This is a genomic window from Microbacterium sp. Leaf179 (assembly GCF_001423785.1).
In the GTDB taxonomy this organism is placed as follows: Bacteria; Actinomycetota; Actinomycetes; order Actinomycetales; family Microbacteriaceae; genus Microbacterium.
Genome location: NZ_LMPH01000001.1, coordinates 1,518,931 through 1,538,401 on the forward strand (window position 1 = coordinate 1,518,931; position 19,471 = coordinate 1,538,401).

At 70.6% G+C, this 19,471-nt stretch carries 23 protein-coding genes; 13 read left to right on the forward strand and 10 right to left on the reverse strand.

From position 1 onward, the window contains the following. Positions 1 to 83: 83 nt before the first annotated feature. Together ASF96_RS06955 and ASF96_RS06960 are read right to left on the reverse strand one after the other, a co-directional pair. Complete coding sequence (locus ASF96_RS06955; RefSeq protein WP_055835424.1) at positions 84 to 1,478, reverse strand: aspartate aminotransferase family protein; 1,395 nt, start codon at positions 1,476 to 1,478, stop codon at positions 84 to 86. Next, positions 1,475 to 1,945, reverse strand: coding sequence for an Lrp/AsnC family transcriptional regulator (locus tag ASF96_RS06960; protein ID WP_055835427.1), 471 nt, complete (start codon positions 1,943 to 1,945; stop codon positions 1,475 to 1,477). Before ASF96_RS06960 ends, ASF96_RS06955 begins: the two co-directional genes overlap by 4 nt. Before the next feature lie 180 nt (positions 1,946 to 2,125). Between ASF96_RS06960 and ASF96_RS06965 the strand changes: the two genes are divergently transcribed. Then, a complete protein-coding gene (locus ASF96_RS06965) occupies positions 2,126 to 3,823 on the forward strand; it encodes a cellulase family glycosylhydrolase (RefSeq protein ID WP_082509446.1) in 1,698 nt (565 codons plus the stop codon). Positions 3,824 to 3,867: 44 nt separating this feature from the next. Here ASF96_RS06965 and ASF96_RS06970 read toward each other — a convergent pair whose 3' ends face one another. Then, positions 3,868 to 4,665, reverse strand: a complete 798-nt coding sequence (locus ASF96_RS06970; protein WP_055937312.1) for an alpha/beta fold hydrolase — start codon at positions 4,663 to 4,665, stop codon at positions 3,868 to 3,870. Between the two features lie 56 nt (positions 4,666 to 4,721). On the opposite strand from ASF96_RS06970, the gene ASF96_RS17245 reads away from it, so the two are divergent. Together ASF96_RS17245 and ASF96_RS06975 are read left to right on the forward strand one after the other, a co-directional pair. Continuing rightward, positions 4,722 to 4,877, forward strand: a complete 156-nt coding sequence (locus ASF96_RS17245) for a hypothetical protein (protein ID WP_200934077.1) — start codon at positions 4,722 to 4,724, stop codon at positions 4,875 to 4,877. Beyond that, the gene (locus ASF96_RS06975) at positions 4,874 to 5,287 is read left to right on the forward strand and encodes a ribosomal maturation YjgA family protein (protein ID WP_082509351.1); all 414 of its coding nucleotides are present in this window, start codon (positions 4,874 to 4,876) and stop codon (positions 5,285 to 5,287) included. The genes ASF96_RS17245 and ASF96_RS06975 overlap by 4 nt, the downstream gene beginning before the upstream one ends. 1 nt (position 5,288) lies before the next feature. On the opposite strand, the gene ASF96_RS06980 is transcribed toward ASF96_RS06975, so the two are convergent. Genes ASF96_RS06980 through ASF96_RS06990 form a run of 3 tightly spaced genes read right to left on the reverse strand, consistent with a single transcriptional unit; the run spans position 5,289 to position 8,667 of the window. Beyond that, the gene (locus ASF96_RS06980; protein WP_082509353.1) at positions 5,289 to 5,855 is read right to left on the reverse strand and encodes a flavin reductase family protein; all 567 of its coding nucleotides are present in this window, start codon (positions 5,853 to 5,855) and stop codon (positions 5,289 to 5,291) included. Then, entirely contained in the window at positions 5,852 to 7,261 is a 1,410-nt protein-coding gene (locus ASF96_RS06985) for an NtaA/DmoA family FMN-dependent monooxygenase (protein ID WP_055937315.1), read from the reverse strand. Before ASF96_RS06985 ends, ASF96_RS06980 begins: the two co-directional genes overlap by 4 nt. Further along, entirely contained in the window at positions 7,258 to 8,667 is a 1,410-nt protein-coding gene (locus ASF96_RS06990; protein WP_055937318.1) for a purine-cytosine permease family protein, read from the reverse strand. The genes ASF96_RS06985 and ASF96_RS06990 overlap by 4 nt, the downstream gene beginning before the upstream one ends. Positions 8,668 to 8,849: 182 nt before the next feature. Here ASF96_RS06990 and ASF96_RS06995 point away from each other — a divergent pair, with 182 nt between their 5' ends. The 5 genes from ASF96_RS06995 (at position 8,850) to ASF96_RS07015 (ending at position 12,236) form a co-directional block, all read left to right on the forward strand. Beyond that, entirely contained in the window at positions 8,850 to 9,368 is a 519-nt protein-coding gene (locus ASF96_RS06995; RefSeq protein ID WP_268768483.1) for a helix-turn-helix domain-containing protein, read from the forward strand. Positions 9,369 to 9,494: 126 nt separating this feature from the next. Further along, a complete protein-coding gene (locus ASF96_RS07000) occupies positions 9,495 to 9,815 on the forward strand; it encodes a DUF1905 domain-containing protein (protein WP_442922479.1) in 321 nt (106 codons plus the stop codon). Between the two features lie 8 nt (positions 9,816 to 9,823). Further along, positions 9,824 to 10,285, forward strand: a complete 462-nt coding sequence (locus ASF96_RS07005) for a prepilin peptidase (protein WP_055937326.1) — start codon at positions 9,824 to 9,826, stop codon at positions 10,283 to 10,285. A gap of 138 nt (positions 10,286 to 10,423) precedes the next feature. Continuing rightward, the gene (locus ASF96_RS07010) at positions 10,424 to 11,509 is read left to right on the forward strand and encodes a YihY/virulence factor BrkB family protein (protein ID WP_055937328.1); all 1,086 of its coding nucleotides are present in this window, start codon (positions 10,424 to 10,426) and stop codon (positions 11,507 to 11,509) included. Beyond that, positions 11,502 to 12,236 (forward strand): NAD(P)H-hydrate epimerase, encoded by a 735-nt coding sequence (locus tag ASF96_RS07015; protein WP_055937331.1) that lies wholly within the window; start codon positions 11,502 to 11,504, stop codon positions 12,234 to 12,236. Before ASF96_RS07010 ends, ASF96_RS07015 begins: the two co-directional genes overlap by 8 nt. 144 nt (positions 12,237 to 12,380) lie before the next feature. Here the strand turns inward: ASF96_RS07015 and ASF96_RS07020 are convergent, their stop codons facing one another. Continuing rightward, positions 12,381 to 13,136 carry a glutamine amidotransferase gene (locus tag ASF96_RS07020; RefSeq protein WP_082509357.1) on the reverse strand — a complete coding sequence of 252 codons (756 nt, stop codon included), beginning with the start codon at positions 13,134 to 13,136 and terminating at the stop codon, positions 12,381 to 12,383. A gap of 68 nt (positions 13,137 to 13,204) precedes the next feature. Here ASF96_RS07020 and ASF96_RS07025 point away from each other — a divergent pair, with 68 nt between their 5' ends. Next, positions 13,205 to 13,432, forward strand: coding sequence for a hypothetical protein (locus tag ASF96_RS07025; protein ID WP_055835457.1), 228 nt, complete (start codon positions 13,205 to 13,207; stop codon positions 13,430 to 13,432). Next, complete coding sequence (locus ASF96_RS07030; RefSeq protein ID WP_055937335.1) at positions 13,429 to 14,079, forward strand: CYTH domain-containing protein; 651 nt, start codon at positions 13,429 to 13,431, stop codon at positions 14,077 to 14,079. The genes ASF96_RS07025 and ASF96_RS07030 overlap by 4 nt, the downstream gene beginning before the upstream one ends. 79 nt (positions 14,080 to 14,158) lie before the next feature. Here the strand turns inward: ASF96_RS07030 and lpdA are convergent, their stop codons facing one another. Together lpdA and ASF96_RS07040 are read right to left on the reverse strand one after the other, a co-directional pair. After that, positions 14,159 to 15,556 (reverse strand): dihydrolipoyl dehydrogenase, encoded by a 1,398-nt coding sequence (gene lpdA, locus ASF96_RS07035; RefSeq protein ID WP_055835463.1) that lies wholly within the window; start codon positions 15,554 to 15,556, stop codon positions 14,159 to 14,161. Positions 15,557 to 15,565: 9 nt separating this feature from the next. Continuing rightward, positions 15,566 to 16,228, reverse strand: coding sequence for a copper resistance CopC family protein (locus ASF96_RS07040; RefSeq protein ID WP_156458756.1), 663 nt, complete (start codon positions 16,226 to 16,228; stop codon positions 15,566 to 15,568). 352 nt (positions 16,229 to 16,580) lie between these two features. Here ASF96_RS07040 and ASF96_RS07045 point away from each other — a divergent pair, with 352 nt between their 5' ends. From ASF96_RS07045 to ASF96_RS07055, 3 genes are all read left to right on the forward strand, one after another. Continuing rightward, positions 16,581 to 17,075: an FHA domain-containing protein gene (locus ASF96_RS07045; protein ID WP_055835469.1), complete on the forward strand. Its 495-nt coding sequence runs from the start codon at positions 16,581 to 16,583 to the stop codon at positions 17,073 to 17,075. After that, the gene (gene ftsR, locus ASF96_RS07050) at positions 17,075 to 17,761 is read left to right on the forward strand and encodes a transcriptional regulator FtsR (RefSeq protein ID WP_055835472.1); all 687 of its coding nucleotides are present in this window, start codon (positions 17,075 to 17,077) and stop codon (positions 17,759 to 17,761) included. Before ASF96_RS07045 ends, ftsR begins: the two co-directional genes overlap by 1 nt. A 96-nt stretch (positions 17,762 to 17,857) precedes the next feature. Continuing rightward, positions 17,858 to 18,403 (forward strand): MerR family transcriptional regulator, encoded by a 546-nt coding sequence (locus ASF96_RS07055; RefSeq protein ID WP_055835475.1) that lies wholly within the window; start codon positions 17,858 to 17,860, stop codon positions 18,401 to 18,403. Between the two features lie 210 nt (positions 18,404 to 18,613). On the opposite strand, the gene ASF96_RS07060 is transcribed toward ASF96_RS07055, so the two are convergent. Continuing rightward, complete coding sequence (locus ASF96_RS07060) at positions 18,614 to 19,426, reverse strand: ParA family protein (RefSeq protein WP_055835478.1); 813 nt, start codon at positions 19,424 to 19,426, stop codon at positions 18,614 to 18,616. Positions 19,427 to 19,471 lie beyond the last annotated feature (45 nt).

Below are 19,471 nucleotides of genomic sequence, written 5' to 3' on the forward strand. Positions count from 1 at the left end.
TGTCGGGTACAGCATCAGGAGCACCGCTCAGGGGTGGGAGCGGGAGAGGGATGCCGGCATCGGTCGGGCCGGCATCCCGGGGGTCAGAGGCGGGTCCAGGCCTCGGTGAGGACGGAACGCAGGATCTGCTCGATCTCGTCGAACTCGGCGGGACCGATGGTGAGGGGCGGCGCGAGTTGGATCACGGGGTCGCCCCGGTCGTCGGCACGGCAGTACAGGCCGGCGTCGAAGAGGGCCTTCGACAGGAAGCCGCGCAGCAGGCGCTCGGACTCGTCGTCGTCGAAGGTCTCTTTGGTCGCCTTGTCCTTGACGAGCTCGATGCCGAAGAAGTACCCGTCGCCGCGCACGTCGCCGACGATCGGCAGGTCGTTCAGCCGCTCGAGGGTCGAGCGGAAGATCGGGGAGTTCGTGCGCACGTTCTCGAGCAGGCCCTCCTCTTCGAACACGTCGAGGTTCTCGAGTGCGACCGCCGCCGAGACGGGGTGTCCGCCGAAGGTGTAGCCGTGCGGGAAGGTCGCGTCGCCGTGGGCGAACGGCTCGTAGATGCGGTCGCTGATGATCGTGCCGCCGAGGGGGGAGTATCCGCTCGTGACCGCCTTGGCGAACGTGATCATGTCGGGCTGGTAGTCGTAGGCGGTCGCGCCGAAGTAGTGGCCGAGTCGGCCGAACGCGCAGATCACCTCGTCGGAGACGAGGAGCACGTCGTACTTATCGCAGATCTCCCGCACGCGCTGGAAGTACCCGGCCGGGGCGGGGAAGCAGCCGCCCGCGTTCTGGACCGGCTCCAGGAACACCGCGGCCACCGTCTCGGGGCCCTCGAACTGGATCATCTGCTCGATGCGGTCGGCGGCCCACAGGCCGAACTCCTCGGGCGTCCCGCCCCCGAAGCCCGACTCCTCGGCGCGGTAGTAGTTGGTGTTCGGCACCCGGAAACCGCCGGGGGTGACGGGTTCGAACATGTGCTTCATGACCGGCAGGCCGGTGATCGCCAGGGCGCCCTGTGTCGTGCCGTGGTAGGCGATCGCGCGCGAGATGACCTTGTGCTTGGTGGGCTTGCCCTGCGTCTTCCAGTACTGCTTGGCGAGCTTGAAGGCGGTTTCGACCGCCTCACCGCCGCCGGTGGAGAAGAAGACGTGGTTCAGGTCGCCGGGGGCGAGGTGCGCGAGGCGTTCGGCGAGCTGGATCGCGGCGGGGTGCGCGTAGGACCACAGGGGGAAGAACGCCAGTTCCTCGGCCTGCTTCGCCGCGGCCTGGGCGATGCGCCGACGGCCGTGACCGGCGTTGACGACGAAGAGACCGGCGAGGCCGTCGATGTACTTCTTGCCGGTGGCGTCGAAGATGTGGTGGCCTTCGCCCTTGACGATGATGGGAACACCCGGGCCGTCGGTCATCGTCGACTGGCGGGAGAAGTGCATCCACAGGTGGTCGCGGGCCTTGGCCTGGAGGTCGGTGTGCAGATCGGTGTCGAGAAGGGTCATCGCGTTCCCCAGTTGTAGAGCTGTCGGTGGAGCTTCAGATAGACGAACGTCTCGGTCGAGACGATGTCGGGCAGCGACCGGATGCGGTCGTTGAGCAGGTCGATCAGGTCGTCGTCGCTCTCGCAGACGACCTCGACGAGCAGGTCGAACGACCCGGCCGTGGAGACCACGTAGGTCACGCCGGGCAATTCGGTCATCGCGGCGGCGGCGACCCGGGTGTCGCCCGAGACGCGCACGCCGATCATGGCCTGGCGCGCGAAGCCGAGCTGCAGCGGGTCGGTGACCGCCACGATCTGCAGGATGCCGGCATCCTGGAGCTTCTGCACGCGCTGGCGGGTGGCGGTCTCACTGAGACCGACGGCTTTGCCGATCTCGGAGTAGGAGCGCCGCCCGTCCTCCTGCAGCTGCTCGACGATCGCCTTCGACACTCGGTCGAGGACGGCGGTGCGATCAGTGAGGGGAGCCATGATCGGCGACGGTATCAGCGCTGAGCGACGTTTATCAATGATGTTTTCGGCATTTACCAGGGCGTAACAGCGCGGAAACCGCCGAACGCGGAGCGCGGAACCCCGCGGCGGGCGTCTTCGGGAGGGGCCCGCGTATCCCGGGCGCGTCGCGCCCCCGTTACGATGACCGCGGGGGTGCGCATGTCCGGGTGGCGGGAACGATGGCGATCGACGCGTCGAGCGGTCGTGCGCGGGGCCGCGATCGCCGCGGCCGCGACGCTGCTGGCTTCCGGTGCCGTGGCTGCCCCGGCGGCGTCTGCGGCGCCCTCGCTGCCGGGCTGGCTGTCGACCCGCGGCTCGACGATCGTCACGGCGTCGGGCACTCCCTTCACCATCAAGGCGGTCGCCTGGTTCGGCATGGAGACCTCGAACTGCGCCCCGCACGGCCTGTGGTCGATCTCGCTCGACGCGGGACTCGACGCCATCGCCGGCATGGGGTTCAACGCCATCCGCCTCCCGTTCTCGAACGAGTGCCTCGCGGCCAAGACCTCCAACTCGATCAACGGCTCGGTCAACGCCGACCTCGTCGCCCTCTCGCCGCTGAGGCTGATGGACACCGTCATCGCGCGCGCGAAGGCCCGCGGGATCTCGGTGATCCTCGACCGGCACCGACCCGACTCGGGCGCGCAGAGCGAGCTGTGGTACACCGCGCAGTACAGCGAGAAGCGCTGGATCGACGACTGGAAGATGCTCGCCGCCCGATACAAGAACGAGCCGGCGGTCATCGGCGTCGACCTGCACAACGAGCCCCACGGCCCCGCCTGCTGGAACTGCGGCGACCCCGCGCGCGACTGGCGTGCGGCGGCCACCCGCGCCGGCAACGCCGTGCTGTCGGTCAACCCGAAGCTGCTGATCGTGGTCGAGGGCGTCGAGCGTCAGAACGACGGCACGAACACGTGGTGGGGCGGCGGCTTGAAGGACGTGCGGTCGGCGCCCGTCACCCTCTCGGTGAAGAACCGCGTCGTGTACTCCCCGCACGAGTACCCCGCGACCGTGCACGCCCAGGAGTGGTTCTCGGCACCGAACTATCCGGCGAACCTCGAGGGGATCTGGGATGCCAACTGGGGCTACCTGGTGCGCCAGGACATCGCCCCCGTGCTGCTCGGCGAGTTCGGCACCAAGCTCGAGACCGACAGCGATCGGGCCTGGCTGAAGACGCTCGTCGCCTATCTCGCCAAGACGAAGACGAGCTACGCGTACTGGTCGTTCAACCCCAACAGCGGTGACACCGGCGGCCTCGTCGCCGACGACTGGAGGACCCTGCAGAAGGCGAAGCTCGCGGCCCTCGCGCCCATCCTCACGCCGGCGGCGACGCCCAAGCCCACGACGAGCCCGAAGCCGTCCTCGTCGCCGAAGCCCTCGGTGAGCGTCAAGCCGACGACGGTTCCGCTGCCGTCGACCAGCCCCAAGCCCACGTCGAGCCCGAAGCCGTCATCGAGCCCGAAGCCCACGTCGAGCCCGAAGCCGTCATCGAGCCCGAAGCCCACGTCGAGCCCGAAGCCCACGTCGAGCCCGTCGTCGTCGCCGAAGCCCTCCTCGTCGGCGGCCCTCCGCGCGGAGTGGATTCCGCAGAGCGCGTGGGGCGAGGGCTACGTCGCCGAGCTGGCGCTGACCGCCACCGGGTCGGTGAAAGCCTGGACCGTGACCTTCGACGCCCCCGGAACCACGGCCATCACCAGCGCCTGGGGCATGACGTGCAGCGTGACGGGCTCGAGAGTCACCTGTCACGGCGACGGGTACGGCGCCGTGCTCAGCGCCGGCCAGACCGTGCGCGTGGGGCTGCAAGCGGCGGCCACGCGCGCGCCGACGTCTCCGAAACTCACCGTAGCGGCATCCTGACCCGACCCCGGCTCGTCGTCGGGCGGGCGGTTGCCGCCGGTGTGTCAGACGTCGCGCGAGAGGAACTCCAGGCCCGCCTCGCGGAACGTCCGCGCGCCGGGGGCGTTCACGTGGTGGCGCCCGGGGATGTCGGCGAACTCGCCGCGGGGGAGGAGCCCCGCCAGGTGCTGCGACTGGTCGTGGATCGGATCCTCGGTGCCCGTCGCGATGAGCACGGGTTGCTGCGGCGGCGACGCCGGGTCGGGGTCGGTCTCGCCCAGGCGCATCCCCTCGGCGATCGCGACCAGGGCCCGCAGGTCGTTGCCGGGCACGCGCTCGGCGAGCGAGACGTAGCGCTGGGTGGTGGCGTCTTCGACCGGGGTGCCGTGGTCGAGGAACGCCCGCGCCTGGTCCACCTGCAGCCGCGCGAGGGGGCGCCCGTCGGGGATGCCGCCGAGCACGGCGCGCTCGACGTGCTCGGGGGCGTCGACGGCGAGCTGCCATCCCACGCGTCCGCCGAGGGAGTACCCGAGGTAGCGCACCTGGTCGAGCAGGTAGGTGTCGAGCACGGCGACGAGGTCGCCCACGAGCGTCGGCATCGTGTACGCCGAGGCCTCGTGCGGCTTGTCGCTCGCCCCGTGGCCGCGCTGGTCGACGGCCACGACGCGGAAGCCCGCCCGCAGCAGGTCGCGCACCCACCCGGTGTTCACCCAGTTGTCGCGCGTGCTCGATCCGAACCCGTGCACGCACAGCACCGGATCGGCGTCGGGGTCGCCCCACGTGTACGTCGCCAGGCGCACGTTGTCGCCGACGATGACGAACTGCGGCGTGGGTATCTCGGTGAGCGCGGGTACGGCATCCATTCCTCCGATCCTGGCAGACGCGCGGGGTGCGTCCGGGTAGTGGTCATAGTGGTCTCATGGGATACACGCGCGCCGAGCTCGAGTCGTACCGGGATGCCACGCGGCCCGACCTCGTCGAGACCGGTGTGCGATTGCGGAACGCGCACGGCACCGTGGACCCCCTTGCCTGCGCCGATACGCAACCCGCCCACGCGGCCCGGATCATCGCATGACGAACGCCCGCCCGGTGCGCCGCCGCCGTCTCGCTGCCCTCATCGCCCTCGTCGCGGTGATCGCGGCGGGCCTCGTGACGAACCGCGTGCTGACGGGATCCGTCGCCACCGACATCGCCGGCGACGCCCTGTACGCCGCAGTCGCCTATACCGGGCTCGTGCTGCTGTGGCCGCGCGCGCGGCGGGTCGTCCTCGCCGGGGTGGCGGCGGCCTGGTGCATCGGCGTCGAGCTGTTCCAGCTGACGGGCATGCCGGCGCTGCTGTCGGCACGCTTCCCGCCCGCGGCGCTCGTCCTCGGTTCGGGTTTCGACGCACGCGACCTCGCCGTGTACGTCCTCGCGATCGTAGCGGCACTCGGGCTCGACAGCGTCGTCACGCGTCGCCGTTCAGACGCAGGATCGAGCCACTGACTCACGACGACGCGGCGGCGGAGCCGTCGGTGCGGGCTTCCCCGCGACGGAAGGTGCCGAACGCCGCGTCGTGGCGGATGAGGGGCGGATGCTCGGGGGCCAGGCTCGACCCGATGATCTCCAACACCACGAGCAGGTGATCTCCGGCCGGGTGCTCGGCTCTCACCTCGCACTCGAGCCAGACGGGCGAGTCGTAGAGGGTGACGGCCCCGGAGGGCAGCTCGGTGTACTCGATGCCGTCGAACCGCGCCGCGGCGTTTCGCGAGGCCAACTGGTGCACGGAATCGCCGTGCGCGGCGCCGAGGATGCTGACACCGAGCCGGGGTGCGCGCCGCAGCCGGGGCCACGTCGACGAGCGTGTCTGCACCGCGAGAGAGGCCATCGGTGGATCGAAGCTGACGCCGGGGGCGAACGAGGTCGCCACCATCACGGTGGCGGCGTCCTCCACGACGGCCGCGACGGCCACCACCCCCGTGGGCACCCCGGTGAACGTGGCCCGCACGCGCTCGGAATCCAACTGGCCGTAGGCCTCGTCCCACCCGTCGAAGCGGATCGGCCGGGGGTTCATGCGCTGTCCGCCGAGGCATCGGGTGCGGTCACCGCGGCGGAGGAGCGCCGGTAGGCGCTGCCCGGATGCGTGTCGGGGAGGCGATCGCTGTCGTGGCCGAGGATCCGCCGACGCATCGACCCGCCCCGCGGCACCTCGGGCAGCATTCCCCGTTCGCGAAGGAGCGGCACCACCTGGTCGATGAAGTCGCGGTAGGTCGCCATTCCGCCGTACGTGTACTCGATCAGGAACCCGTCGATGTCGGTGTGGTCCACGATGTGCTGCAACTGATCGGCGACGGACTCGGCGGTGCCGGTCACGCGGATGCCACCGATCGAGGTCGTGATCCGGTCGAGGATCTGGGCGATCGTCGGCGACTCGTCGCCCTGCTGGAAGACCCCGAGGGTCGACTTGCCCACCTCGGTCGACACCTCGGCCAGCGTGGCTTCCAGGGGGAAGCTCATCAGGTCGACGCCGCTCCATCCCATGAAGAGGGCGGCCGCGGCCTCCCGAGAGGGCGTGGCGTCGAGCTCGGCGCGCAGTCTCTGGGCGTCCTCCTCGGTGTCGCCCACGACGATGGCAACCGCGTCGATCACCTTGATGTCGCCGGGGTCGCGCCCGTTCTCCACGGCGCGCGCCCGCAGGTCGGCGACGTTTGCCCGTACCACGTCGAGGTCGCGGTCCTGGATGAAGATGCACTCGCCGAAGCGCCCGGCGAAGGCCCGACCCGCGGGGGAGGTGCCCGCCTGCAGCAGCAGAGGTGTGCGCTGCGGCGACGGGATCGCCGTGAAATAGCCGTCGAGATCGAAGTAATCGCCGTGGTGGGTGATGCGATGCACCTTCGACGGATCGGCGAATGTCCGCGTCTGCTTGTCGAAGACGACCGCGTCGTCCTCCCATCCGCCCTCCCAGAGGTGCAGCGACAGCTCGAGGAACTCGGTGGCGCGGCGGTAACGCTCCGCGTGCGGGGTGACGGTGGTCTGTCCCAAGAGCTTGGAGAGGGCGACCTGATTGTCGGAGGTGACGATGTTCCACGCGATGCGACCCTGGGTGAGATGGTCGAGGGTGGCGAACGCGCGGGCGTTGAGATTCGGCTGCTGGGCGGTCGTGGAGGCGGTGACGACGAAACCCAGTCGATCGACGGTGGCGGCCAGGCCGGAGACGAGCATCAACGGGTCGTGCACGGGGATCTGCACGGCTTCGCGCACCACCACCTCGGGCACCGCGCCGTCGGGTTGCATCGGATAGCCCAGGGCTTCGGCGAGGAAGAGGAAGTCGAAGCCTCCGGCTTCGAGCTCGCGCGCCATGTTCTGCCAGTACGGCAGTGTGGCGAAGCCCTCGGTGTCGCTCTTCGGATGACTCCAGGCGTTGCTGATGAAGTTCGGCGTGAACTCCTCGAACGCGCCGAGGAAGATGGTCTTGGTCATGCGGGTACCCCTTTCGAGGAGTCGGTGGCGGGCGAGAACGACGGCAGAGCCCGGCGCAGTGTCGCGTAGGCGGCGAACGCCAGGATGAGCCCGACGATGAAGGTGATGTCGCCGAGCTCGGGGATCGCCTGGGCGACCGGGCCGACGTAGAGGGTCTGATTCGAGAAGAGCGACACCGAAACGACCAGGGCGAAGGTCATCGCGAGCGGGCCCGCCGGGTTGCGGAATCCGCGCGCCGTGTAGGCCGCGGGCTCGACGTCGCGCACCAAGAGTCGGTCGGCGACGACGACGCCGAGCCACGGGGCGATCCAGTAGCCCATGACGAACAGGAAGTTTTGGTAAGACGCGACATCGTTCAGAGCGAACGCGCCCAGGATGACACCCACGAGCCCGACGGCCAGCACGATCGTGGCGCGCGAGAAGCGCGCGAAGGCGGTCGGGATGCGGATGCCGATGGCACCGAACGACAGCCCGCTGGAATAGAGGTTGAGCGCGTTCGCGCACAGCGCCCCGCACCAGATCGCCAGCAGCGTCAGAGCGCCGAGCCATCCTGGCAGGAGCGAGGTGTACGACTCGGTCGGGTTGGTGTCGTTCCAGCGGTCCAGGCCCACGGCGGTCACCGCCGCCGCTCCGGCGATCTGCAGGATCGTGCTGGAGCCCCAGACGCCCACGGCGGCGAAGACGCCGGCGGAGGTCGCATCGGAGGGCCGGAGGTAGCGCGCGTAGTCGGCGGCGAAGGGCGCCCAGGCGATGGTGTAGCCGAACGAGGCACTGACCGCGATCCAGAACGCACCGGGGATGGGGGTGGCGGGCGCGGCGAGGTCGGCTTGCGGTGCGATGAGCACGATCCCGGCGACGAAGATCACGGCCAGCGCGGGAAAGGCGTAGCGCTCGAAAGCGTGGATGAGGTTGTGACCGAAGAACGCGAGGGAGAGCGAGACCGCGGCGCTGGCGAGCATGCACGCGAGCGGGGGGAGTCCGGTCAGGGCGGCGAGGGCGAAGCCTCCGCTGACCGAGTTCACGGCGAACCACCCGACGCCCACGAGCACCGCATTCAAGATGCCGGGCAGTCGATTGCCGACGAAGCCGAAGGCGCGCCGGCTGATCACCAGCTGCGCCAGCCCGGTGCGAGGCCCCCAGCGGGTGAGCACGAAGTGAAACGCCGTCGCGCCGGTGTTCCCGAGGACGACCGCGAGGATCGCCGTGGGCAGATCGAGCCCGAAGTACAGCACGGCCAGCGCGCCCACGAAGATCGTCGCGAACTCCAGGTTGGGCGATGCCCACGTCCAGAGCAGATCGCGGGGGCGTCCGTGGCGTTTCTCGAGCGGGATTGCCTCGACCCCGCCCGGTTCGATCGCCGCGATCTTGGTGCCGTACTCTCGAAAACCGGTGTCGGTCGCGTCCATGGCGCCGTCCTCTCCGTCGGTGGTGCCTGTGGGGGTGGAACAGGTGATGTGTGTGGCGGATGGAGCAAAGCGATAATCTGCAGTTATCACGATTAAGATAACCAGGAGTTATAACGACGGTGTTTCACGAAGCTGAGAACACGGGTTCCGACCCGGTCGTGGTCCACGGGATCGGCGTCCGGGTGAAGGGGCAGCGCCGGGCGCGAGGATGGTCCATGCGCGAACTCGCCCGGCGTGCGGGGGTGTCCCAACCCTTTGTGTCCAAGCTCGAGAGCGCGCAGCTCGTGCCGAGCATCGCGACGCTCTACGCCCTGGCCGACGCCCTCGGCGTCAGCCCGTCGACCCTGCTGCCTCCCACCGGGGGTCCGGATGCCGCTGACGGCGACGGCCTCCATCTGCCGCTGGTCGACGGCGACGGGCCCGAGCACGCGACACTCGTGGCCGGGGGGTCCGGCAAGACGCTGCAGGCCTATGAGTTCCGGCTGAGCCGGGGAGAGGGCGATACCGCCTACTTCCGGCACGGCGGTGAGGAGTTCGTCTACGTCGTTGCCGGCGGCATCCGCTGCGAACGCGAGGGGCTCGACGATCTCGAACTGGTCGCAGGTGCCTCGTTCTCGATCGATCCGACGGTGCCCCATCGCTGGCGCGCCACCACCGACGCCGTCACGTTCCTCCTGGTCTGCAGCGAGATCGAGCACTGACCGACGGCGCCATCGGCGGTCCCGGGCGCGACGACGGTCCCGAGCTCGGGCGCCGCTCCTCCCCAGCCCGAGCCGTCGAGGTCGCGGTGAGGGATATCGCTCGCGACCGCGCAGCGTGCCGATAAAGTGACCGCGACGACAGGAGGAGCGATGTTCGTGCGGTTCGAGGGCGAGGTCTTCCGGTGGGAGGCCCGCAGCGACAGCGACTGGTACTTCGTGGCGGTCCCGGTCGAACTCAGCACCGAGATCCGCGAGGTGCAGACGTATCGTCGCGGGTTCGGCGGCGTGCGCGTCGAGGCGACCATCGGCGGGTCGACCTGGCGCACGTCGATCTTCCCGCAGACCGGTGGCGTGTACGTGCTGCCGCTGAAGCGCGCGGTGCGCGACGCCGAGGGCATCGCTCCCGATGCGGTGGTGCTGGTCGACCTCGCCGTTCTCGACGCCTGAGGTTGCGGATGCCGTGGGCTCTCGCCCCCGCTCTGGCGGTGTTCGCGGTGCTCGGCCTCGTGCTGGTGGTCATCGACGTGCGAACGCACCGCCTCCCCGATGCGCTCGTGCTGCCGGGCGGGGCGACGATCCTGGTGCTGCTGGTCGGCTCGGCGCTGACCATCGGTGAACCCGAACGCGTGGGTGGCGTCGTCGGGGGAGCGGCGCTGGCGTTCGTCGGCTGCCTCGCGGTGCATCTCGCCCGCCCAGCGGCGTTCGGCGGGGGCGACGTCAAGCTCGCCGCGGTCTGCGGCGCGGTCCTCGGATGGTGCGGCGTCGAGGCCGTGGTGTCGGGTCTGGCGGCCGGTTTCGTCGCAGGCGGGGTCGCGGCGGCGGGAACGGTCGCGGCGGGGGAACGCGGCGCCGCGCTCGCCTTCGGCCCCTTCCTTCTCGCCGGAACGTGGTGGCGGGTGCTCTCCGGCCCGGGGTGAGAGCAGCGGCCGGCGCCCCCGGAACGTCACGCCTCGGGTGCGAGAGCGTCGAGAGGCGCGCGGCCCGTTCGGCTGTCGCGCGCAGTCGGATCGGTCAACCCCGCTGGCCGGTCGTCTCGGCGTGGATACGCTGACCCCATGCCCGCCCTCATTCGTCGTGTCACCGCGTGGGCCCTGTCGCTCCGTGTCGTGCGCGCCTTCCTCGTCTACTCGGGGGCGCGTGGCCCCATGCTCGCCGACAGCGTGACCTACCGCACCCTGTTCAGCCTGTTCGCCGCGGTGCTGCTGGGCTTCTCGTTCGCCGCGCTCTGGCTCGCGGGGAACCCCGCCGGGTTGAGCGCCCTCACGAGCTCGGTGAACAGCGTGGTCCCCGGTCTCGTCGGCCCCCAGGGGCTGCTCGACGTGAGCAGCATCGATGCCCCGGCGGGCTTCACGCTGGGCGGCATCCTCGGAACCCTCGGTCTTCTGGGCGCCGCGATCGGCGCCATCGGCTCGCTGCGCTCCGCGCTGCGTCAGATCGCCGGGGTGACCACCGACGACACGCTGATCGTGTGGGTGCTGCTGCGCAACCTCGGCGTGGCCCTCGGCATCGGCGTCGCGCTCGTCGCCGCCGCGCTCGTGACGTTCGTCGCCACGGCCGGACTGACCTTCGTGCGCGAGCTCATCGGCGTGTCCGCCGACTCGTGGGTGACCGCGTTCTTCACGTGGCTCGTGTCGACCATCATTGTTCTGGCGCTCGACTCGGCCGCCATCGCGGTGGCGTTCGCGGCGCTGTCCGGGGTGCGCACCCGCCGCAGCACTCTCCTGCGCGGGGCGCTCCTCGGCGGCTTCGGCCTGGTGGTGCTCCAGCAGCTGTCGGGACTGTTCATCGGCGGCGCGAGCAACAACCCGCTGCTGGCGACGTTCGCCTCGCTGATCGCCCTTCTGCTCTGGCTCAACCTGTCGAGCCAGGTGATCCTGATCGCCGGGGCCTACATCACCGTGGCGACGGAAGAAGATCACGACCGCGTCCGCGCCAAGTTCGGCGCGTCGACGATGATCCAGTTCCGCGTCCGCCGCGCCGAGAAGGCCGTCCAGGCGGCGACCGGCGAGTTGATGGCCGCGCGCGAGGCCGAGACGAAGGAACGCGAGACGCTCGCCACCGCCGATCCCACCGCCGCCGCGCGCGAGAGCGAGGCCGAGTCGAACGCCGGGGCGAAGGCCGGCGCTCAGACCGATGTCTGACCCGCGATCGGGCGTGCTGGCCACCGGCGAACGCGTGGCCGCGTACACGGCCGACGCGGTGCGGGCCGCCGAAGCGCCGCGGCTGGCCGAGGGCCACCCGCTCATGCGCTGGGCGGCGTCGGCCCTCGCCGAGATCGCCGCGGCCGAGTCGGCGCGGGCGCCCGGCCCCGTGCTCGTGCTCGTCGGCGCCGGCGACAACGGCGGCGATGCGCTCTACGCCGTGGCCGAGCTCGCCCGGGGGCCCGAGCGCGTCGACGTCGTGCTGGTGCGCGACCGCGTGCACCGTGCCGCCCTCGACGCGGCCGTCGCCGCGGGCGCGCGCGTGCTGCCGGCGTCGGAGGTCTGCGCGCGGGTCGGCGACTACGCGCTGGTGCTCGACGGCATCCTGGGGATCGGGCGCCTGACCGACCGGCGGTTGCGCGGGGGGTCCCGGGCGATCGTCGAGTGCATCCTCGCGCTCCCCTCGGGGCGACCGCGGGTGATCGCCGTCGATGTACCGAGCGGGCTCGACCCCGACGAGGGCACCGCGGATGCCGCCGTCCTCCCCGCCGACCTCACGGTCACGTTCGGTGCGCTCAAGGCGGGACTCGTCCGCGGGCGCGGACCCGAGCTCGCCGGACGCGTGCACCTCGTCGATCTCGGCCTCGACCCGTTCCTGCGCCGCGCGCACCCGGCCGTCACCGCGGCGCTCGACGTCGTGCGGGTCACGCCGCCGCAGCGCGCCTGAGCGGTCGCGGCGTCGCGGTCTCGCTCCGGAGCGACAGTCGCGTACCCGGGCACGCCGAGCCCCTCGCGATTCGCACGAGGGCTCCGCAGCGACGCCGCGGGGGAGCGCTCGCGACGCGCACGGCCCCGAAAGGCGCGTGCGGCGTCAGCGCGCGTAGCGCTCGACGAACGTCCGCAGCAGGAGCGAGGGTGCCTCGACGGGCGCGCGTCGCACCGCGGCGAGCGTGAGGTCGAGCTCGTCGGCGGCGAAGTAGCCGAAGGCCGCGTAGGCGTTGATCCGCGTGACGATCCCGTCGAGGTCGAGCTCCGGGTGGAACTGTGTCGCGTAGACGTTCTGCCCCAGCCGGAACATCTGCACCGGGCACGTAGGAGACGAGGCCAGCAGCACGGCACCCGAGGGGAGCTCGCTGATCGCTTCTTTGTGGCCGACGAAGGCGGGGAAGGTTTCGGGAAGCCCCGCGGCGAGCGGGTCGTCGCGTCCCTCGGCGGTGAGGGTCACGTCGACGACGCTGATCGGCTCGGCGTACGTGCCGTCGATGGGTGCCCCCAGGTGCGTCCCCAGGGTGCCCACGCCGTAACAGGCGCCGAGGAACGGGGTGTCGCGCGCGACGACCGCCTCGACGAGCGCGGCGATCTCGGCCTCGACACGCTGCTGCACCGCGGACTTGCGCTCGATCGGGTCCGAGGCGTTGAACGGACTTCCCCCGACCAGGATGCCGGAGATCTCGTCGAGGTCGAGATCGGGCATCGACTCGCGTTCCAGGCGCACACGCCGCAGGCGCTCGGGAGGCAGACCCGTGAACCGGAGGAAGAGTGCGTACTCCTCGTCTGCCGGGCCGTCCTGCGCGCGCGTGGCGAGAAGGACGAACGGGCGATCACCGGGCAGGTCCGTCGATGTCACCCGAGCGATTCTAAGCCCGCCCTGTCAAGGCGCGGGGCGCGGTCGGCCCCGCGGTCTACGCTGGCGGCATGGCTATTGCACGACTGACCGGAGGCCCGCTCGACGGGCAGGTGCTCCCCCTCGAGAACGAGACCGACGACACGCTGATCATGCCCTACAGCGAGGGACAGCTCGTCTACCGTCGCGACGGCGGTCTCGAGAACACCGGAGACGCCGACGGCCCCACGCAGGCGGTCTTCGTCTTCTCGGAGGAGACCGAGGACATCAACCCGAACGCCGACGGACGCGACGATTGAGCGCAGACTCGCACGCCGCCTCCAGCGTCGAGATCGAGTCGAAGTACGACGTCGACGACACCACACCCCTGCCCGACTGGTCGGCGCTGCCGGGTGTGGTGTCGGTCGGCGCGGCCGAACCGCGTGACCTCGACGCACGCTACGTCGACACGCCCGCGGCCGACCTGGCCCGCGCCGGCATCGCCGTGCGTCGACGCACCGGCGGCCCCGACGCGGGGTGGCACGTGAAGGGCCCGCTCGACGGCGCGGGTCGCACCGAGACCCACTGGCCGTTGGACGACGACACGTCCACCGCCCCGGGTGCAGACCTGGTGGTGCCTCCGGCGGTTCAGGATGCCGTCGCCGCTCACGCGGCGCCGCCGTTCATCCCGCTCGCGCGCCTGCGGAACGACCGCACCGCGTACGCCCTGCTCGACGCCGACGGTGCGCAGGTCGCCGAGTTCGTCGACGACCACGTGCGCGCGCGCGACGAGCGCCGCGGCGCGGAATCGGCGTGGCGCGAGTGGGAGGTCGAGCTGGGCCCCGCCGGTCCCGCCGACGAGCAGGGGCGCGCGTCCTTCTTCGCCGCCGTCGACGCGGCGGTGTTCGCCGCGGGCGGTCGGCCCGCGGCATCCGGATCGAAGCTCGCTCGGACGCTCGGCCACTGACGCGCCTCGACTCCACACGCCTCCCACCGACGACGAAGGCCCGCCCGGAACACCGGGCGGGCCTTCGTTCTCTGACGGGTCAGAGGTTGATCATGTGCCCCGCGAGGCCGTGGAAGGCCTCTTGCAGGCCCTCCGACAGCGTCGGGTGGGTGTGCACGTTACGGGCTGCTTCGAGAGCGGTGAGGTCCCACTTCTGCGCCAGCGTGAGCTCGGGCAGAAGCTCCGAGACATCGGGGCCGATGAGGTGGCCGCCGATGAGCTCGAGGGTCTCGGCGTCGGCGACGAGCTTGACGAAACCGACGGGCTCGCCGAGGCCGTTCGCCTTGCCGTTGGCCGAGAACGGGAACTTCGACACCTTGATGTCGTGGCCCGCGTCGCGTGCCTGCTGCTCGGTCAGGCCGAACGAGGCGACCTGCGGGTTGCAGAACGTCGCGCGCGGCATGTTGCGGTAGTCGCCGAGGGTCTGCGTCTCGGCATTGCCGATGGTCTCGGCCGCGACGACGCCCTGGGCCTCGGCCACGTGCGCGAGCTGCAGCTTCGCGGTGACGTCGCCGATGGAGTAGATGTGCGGCACGTTGGTGCGCATGTGGTCGTCGATCTCGATGGCGCCGCGCTCGGTGAGCTTCACGCCCGTGTTCTCGAGGCCGAAGCCGTCGACCTTCGGCGCGAAGCCGATCGACATGAGCACGCGGCCGGCGTCGATCGACCCCTGCGAGCCGTCCTTCGCCGTGTAGGCGACGGTGACCTTGTCGCCGTGGTCGGTGACCGAGTCGACCTTGGTCGAGGTGAGGATGTCGACGCCGTAGCCCTTGTACTGCTTCTGGATCTCTTTCGAGACCTCGGCGTCTTCGTTGGGCAGGGCGCGATCGAGGAACTCGATGATGGTGACCTTCACGCCGTAGTTCGTCATGACGTAGGCGAACTCCATGCCGATGGCACCGGCGCCGACGATGACGATCGACTCGGGGAGCTCGCGGGTGAGGATCTGCTCCTCATAGGTCACGACGTTCTCGCTCAGCGTGACGCCCGGGAGCAGACGCACGGTGGAGCCCGTGGCGATGATGACGTTGTCGAAGGTGACCTGCTCCTTCGAGCCGTCGGTCTTGGTCACGTCGAGCGTGTGGTCGTCGGCGAAGTACCCGCGACCCTCGTACTCGGTGACCTTGTTCTTCTTCATCAGGTAGTGGATGCCCTTGACGTGGCCGGCGGCCACCGACCGCGAACGGTCGAACGCCTTGCCGAAGTCGAAGTGCACGTCACCCGAGATGCCGAACATGTCGGCCTTCGCGTGGAAGGTGTGAGCGAGGTCGGCGTTGCGCAGAAGGGCCTTGGAGGGGATGCACCCGACGTTGAGGCACACACCGCCCCAGTACTTCTCTTCGACGATCGCGACCGAGAGTCCGAGCTGTGCGCCGCGGACGGCGGCCACATACCCGCCGGGACCCGCACCGAGAATGACCAGATCGTAATGAGGCATGCGCAAATCCTATCGCGCGGGGGTGCCGGTCGACCCGCCACCGGACGCACGACGACGGCCGCGCGACACGACGACGACGATGATCACCGCGGCGACCAGCACGAGCGCGACCACCAGCAGGATCCACGGCAGGGGAGAGGCCTCCGACGCGGTGTCCGCCGGGACGGCGGTGGCATCCGGAGTCGACGTGGGAGCGGCGCTCTCGGCCGGGGTCTGGCTCGCGGAGGGCGCGGGCGAGGAGGTGGGCGTGGCCGTCGCGGTCGGGGTGGGGGCGGCCGCGGGCACGGTGAACGAGAACGACCCGTCGATGGGGTGACCGTCGCTCGACACCACGCGCCAGAGCACCGAGACAGCGCCCGATGCGGGTCCGGCCAGCGGCTGCACGACGGTGCTGCCGTCGACGACCGGCGCGCCGGAGGTCAGCGACGCACCCGACGCGTCGGTGACCTGCACGACGGTGGCTCCGGGGTCGGTCAACACATCGGCGCTGTAGGCGAAGGTGATCTCGGCGGGCAACGCCTCGAGCACGGCATCGGCCGACGGGTCGGTCGAGACCAGCTCGTCGTGCGCTGCGGCGGGGAGCGCCGGCACGAGCAGAGCGGCGGCGGCCAGCAGGGCGGTCGCGAGGAGGGCGGGGAGGGTGCGCCGACGCGGCGCCACGGGGGAAGTCACTCTCCGACCCTAACGAGGCCTCCCGACACGGGCCTGGGAGCGTCCGTGACGCGCCCGCGTCGGGTGAGAGAAGGAGTGCGCGCGGGTGACCCGGAGCGGGGCGGTGTCCGTCCCGTGGGCCCGCCGCACCCGGGGCGCGGCAGGACAACGATGACGCCGCGCGGGCGCGGACTCGACAGGGCCGTCTCCGGGTCGGTAGGTTCGAGTGTCCCCGCCTGGCCTTCCGCGACCCGAAACGCGTTGCCCGGCGTCGACGAACGAAGACACATCACGCATCATCACGGCCCGCGCGAGGCCGGTTCCCCCTCCCCAGGCGAACCGGTCGGGTTATGGTGAACGAGAAGGAGAAGCCGTGGACGAGACCCGCCGATTCGATCGCGACGACATTCGGCGCGCGGCTGACGCCGTCGCGTCCGAGCGCTCGCACGACACGACCGAGACCTTCGGCCACGACGCCGACCTGTCGTTCGTCCCCTTCGGCGCCGACCTCACCGAGGCCGAGCTCGAAGCCATCGACGCGCTTCCCGGAGGAGCCGCCCTTCTGATCGTGCGCTCCGGCCCGACCACCGGCGCCCGGTATCTGCTCGACACCGACGTCACCACGGTCGGACGCCACCCCGAGGCCGACCTCTTCTTCGACGACGTGACCGTCTCGCGTCGCCACGCCGAGATCATCCGCACGGGCACGGCGTTCGAGATCGTCGACCAGCGCTCGCTCAACGGGAGCTACGTCAACGGCGAACGCGTCGACCGCTCCGCCCTCGTCAACGGCGCCGAGGTGCGCATCGGCAAGTTCCGGCTGAACTTCTTCGGTTCGCCGGTCGACCTGCCCGCGGCAGAGCACTGATGGCGGCAGCCCCCTCCCGTGGTCGTCAGACGGCTGCGGGGCTGCTCAGCATCGGTCAGGTGCTCGCGCGTCTGACCCCAGATTTCCCGGCCCTCACCTCCAGCAAGCTGCGCTTCCTCGAGGTGCAGGGAATCGTCTCGCCCACGCGCACCGAGTCGGGCTACCGAAAGTTCTCACCGGCCGACCTCGAGCGTCTGCGCATGGCGCTCACGCTGCAGCGCGACCACTACCTGCCGCTCGTCGTCATCCGCGACTACCTGGCCGAGCTCGACGCGGGCCGTAACCCCGCCCCGCCGACGTCGATCCCGTCGATGACCGCCGCCCCGCGCCGCTACCGGCGCGACGAGCTGCTGAGCACCGCGGGTGCCGGCCCCCAGCTGCTGAACGACGCCGTGAGCACCGGCGTGATCACGGCGGCCGAGACCTACCCGGAGCAGACCGTCGCGCTGCTGCGCGCCCTGGTCGCCCTCGACCGTCACGGGATCGAGCCCCGCCACGTGCGGGCGCTGCGACAGAGCGCGGAGCGCGAGGTGGCTCTCGTCGAGTCGGCGATGTCGGCCCTGCTGCGGCGTCCCGACGCGGCATCCCGAGCCCGTGCGAGCGAGCTCGCGCCCGAGCTCGCCACCCGTCTCGACGAGGTGCGGGGGATGTTCGTGCGCGAAGCGCTCGAGCGGATCCTGTCCTGATTGCGACACGCCGCAGCCCCCGACGCGGATGTCATTGCCGGGGGACCCTCGCTGATCTAGCGTGGAAGGAACGAACCGATGAGGAGGAACGCGAGCATGAACGCTGGCGACGCACTCGGTGAACCCCGGTTCGCTTCCGATCTCCTCTTCACCGACGGTCTGCCCGAGATGGACGACGACACCGGTTATCGCGGCGCCGTCGCCGCCCGTGCCGCCGGCATCACGTACCGTCAGCTCGACTACTGGGCCCGCACCGAACTCGTCGTTCCGACCGTCCGCGGGGCGAGCGGCTCGGGTTCGCAGCGTCTGTACGGCTTCCGCGACATCCTCGTGCTCAAGCTCGTCAAGCGTCTGCTCGACACCGGCATCTCGCTGCAGCAGATCCGCACCGCCGTCGATCAGCTCCGCGCCGCGGGGATCCGCGACCTCGCCGGCACCACGCTGATGAGCGACGGGGCCTCGGTCTACCTGTGCACCTCGAACGACGAGGTCATCGACCTGGTCAGCCGGGGTCAGGGCGTCTTCGGCATCGCGGTCGGCAAGGTGCTGCGCGAGGTCGAGTCCACGCTGGTCGACTTCGAGTCGGCCACGTCCGACTCCGTCGACGAGCTGGCGGCCCGTCGTGCCGCCCGCACCGCCTGACCGCACCCCGCACCTCTCCGCCCCCCCGGATGCCACGGCATCCGGGATTCGCTTTGTCCCGCGCGCGAGGGGCCACGTTTTGTCGCTTCGCCCCGACCCGAGGCGACAATGCTCGGCGACTCACGCGGGGGTGACCAGGGGGAGCGAGACGAGAGACGCCGCCCGGCTGCGGGGCAGCGGGACGGCGTCTCGTCGAGAAAGCGGCGTCGGTCAGGCCTGCGGGGCCTCGTTCTCGACGGGGATGCGGCCGGTGCGCACGATCCGGTCGAGCAGGGCATCGAAGTCGGCGGCGAGTTCCTGCGCGCTGTCGCCGGGCCAGACGTGCAGCGGCTTGGCCGCACCCTGCGCCTGCTGCAGCGACGTGCGCTCGGGCAGCTGCGGGTTGAGCACGAGGGGGCCGAACATGTCGCGGAGCTCCTTGATGCGGAACTGGTGCTCGATCGACTGCGGGCGCACGCGGTTCACCACGACGCCGAGGGGCTGCAGTCGCGGCGAGAGACCGCGGCGGATCTCCTCGATCGCGCGGAGCGCGCGGTCGGCGGCGGCCACCGAGAACAGGCCCGGCTCGGTCACCACGACGACGCGGTCGCTCGCCGCCCACGCGGTGCGCGTGAGGGCGTTCAGCGACGGGGCGCAGTCGATGAGCACGAGGTCGTAGTCGGCCTCGATCGTCGCGAGCGCCTCCTCGAGCTTCCACACATCGCGGACGCTCGGGTGCGGACCGTCGAAGTTGATGGCCGAGGGGCTGCCGATGAGCACATCGATCGTGCCGGGGTGGACCTTCGCCCAGCCGCTCGAGGTGATCGCCTGACGGACGACCTTCTCTTTCGGGTTCGCGAGGACATCGGCGATGTTGAGACGGCCGGCGACCTGGATGTCCATACCGGTCGACACATCGGACTGGGGGTCGAGGTCGACGACGAGAGTGCGAACGCCACGTGCGAAGGCAGCGGATGCCAGCCCGAGCGTCACGGTCGTCTTGCCGACCCCGCCTTTCAAAGAGCTGACGGAGAGTACGTGCACGAGAGTCCACGTTACCGTCCCCTAGGCTGTGAGCACATTCAGCTC

What these genes read in the sequence shown, in the direction of transcription:
- ASF96_RS06955 (WP_055835424.1), bottom strand. Translation starts at nt 1,478, where the DNA reads ATGACCCTTCTCGACACCGATCTGCACACCGACCTCCAGGCCAAGGCC.
- ASF96_RS06960 (WP_055835427.1), bottom strand. Translation starts at nt 1,945, where the DNA reads ATGGCTCCCCTCACTGATCGCACCGCCGTCCTCGACCGAGTGTCGAAG.
- ASF96_RS06965 (WP_082509446.1), top strand. Translation starts at nt 2,126, where the DNA reads ATGTCCGGGTGGCGGGAACGATGGCGATCGACGCGTCGAGCGGTCGTG.
- ASF96_RS06970 (WP_055937312.1), bottom strand. Translation starts at nt 4,665, where the DNA reads ATGGATGCCGTACCCGCGCTCACCGAGATACCCACGCCGCAGTTCGTC.
- ASF96_RS17245 (WP_200934077.1), top strand. Translation starts at nt 4,722, where the DNA reads ATGGGATACACGCGCGCCGAGCTCGAGTCGTACCGGGATGCCACGCGG.
- ASF96_RS06975 (WP_082509351.1), top strand. Translation starts at nt 4,874, where the DNA reads ATGACGAACGCCCGCCCGGTGCGCCGCCGCCGTCTCGCTGCCCTCATC.
- ASF96_RS06980 (WP_082509353.1), bottom strand. Translation starts at nt 5,855, where the DNA reads ATGAACCCCCGGCCGATCCGCTTCGACGGGTGGGACGAGGCCTACGGC.
- ASF96_RS06985 (WP_055937315.1), bottom strand. Translation starts at nt 7,261, where the DNA reads ATGACCAAGACCATCTTCCTCGGCGCGTTCGAGGAGTTCACGCCGAAC.
- ASF96_RS06990 (WP_055937318.1), bottom strand. Translation starts at nt 8,667, where the DNA reads ATGGACGCGACCGACACCGGTTTTCGAGAGTACGGCACCAAGATCGCG.
- ASF96_RS07005 (WP_055937326.1), top strand. Translation starts at nt 9,824, where the DNA reads ATGCCGTGGGCTCTCGCCCCCGCTCTGGCGGTGTTCGCGGTGCTCGGC.
- ASF96_RS07010 (WP_055937328.1), top strand. Translation starts at nt 10,424, where the DNA reads ATGCCCGCCCTCATTCGTCGTGTCACCGCGTGGGCCCTGTCGCTCCGT.
- ASF96_RS07015 (WP_055937331.1), top strand. Translation starts at nt 11,502, where the DNA reads ATGTCTGACCCGCGATCGGGCGTGCTGGCCACCGGCGAACGCGTGGCC.
- ASF96_RS07025 (WP_055835457.1), top strand. Translation starts at nt 13,205, where the DNA reads ATGGCTATTGCACGACTGACCGGAGGCCCGCTCGACGGGCAGGTGCTC.
- lpdA (WP_055835463.1), bottom strand. Translation starts at nt 15,556, where the DNA reads ATGCCTCATTACGATCTGGTCATTCTCGGTGCGGGTCCCGGCGGGTAT.
- ftsR (WP_055835472.1), top strand. Translation starts at nt 17,075, where the DNA reads ATGGCGGCAGCCCCCTCCCGTGGTCGTCAGACGGCTGCGGGGCTGCTC.
- ASF96_RS07055 (WP_055835475.1), top strand. Translation starts at nt 17,858, where the DNA reads ATGAACGCTGGCGACGCACTCGGTGAACCCCGGTTCGCTTCCGATCTC.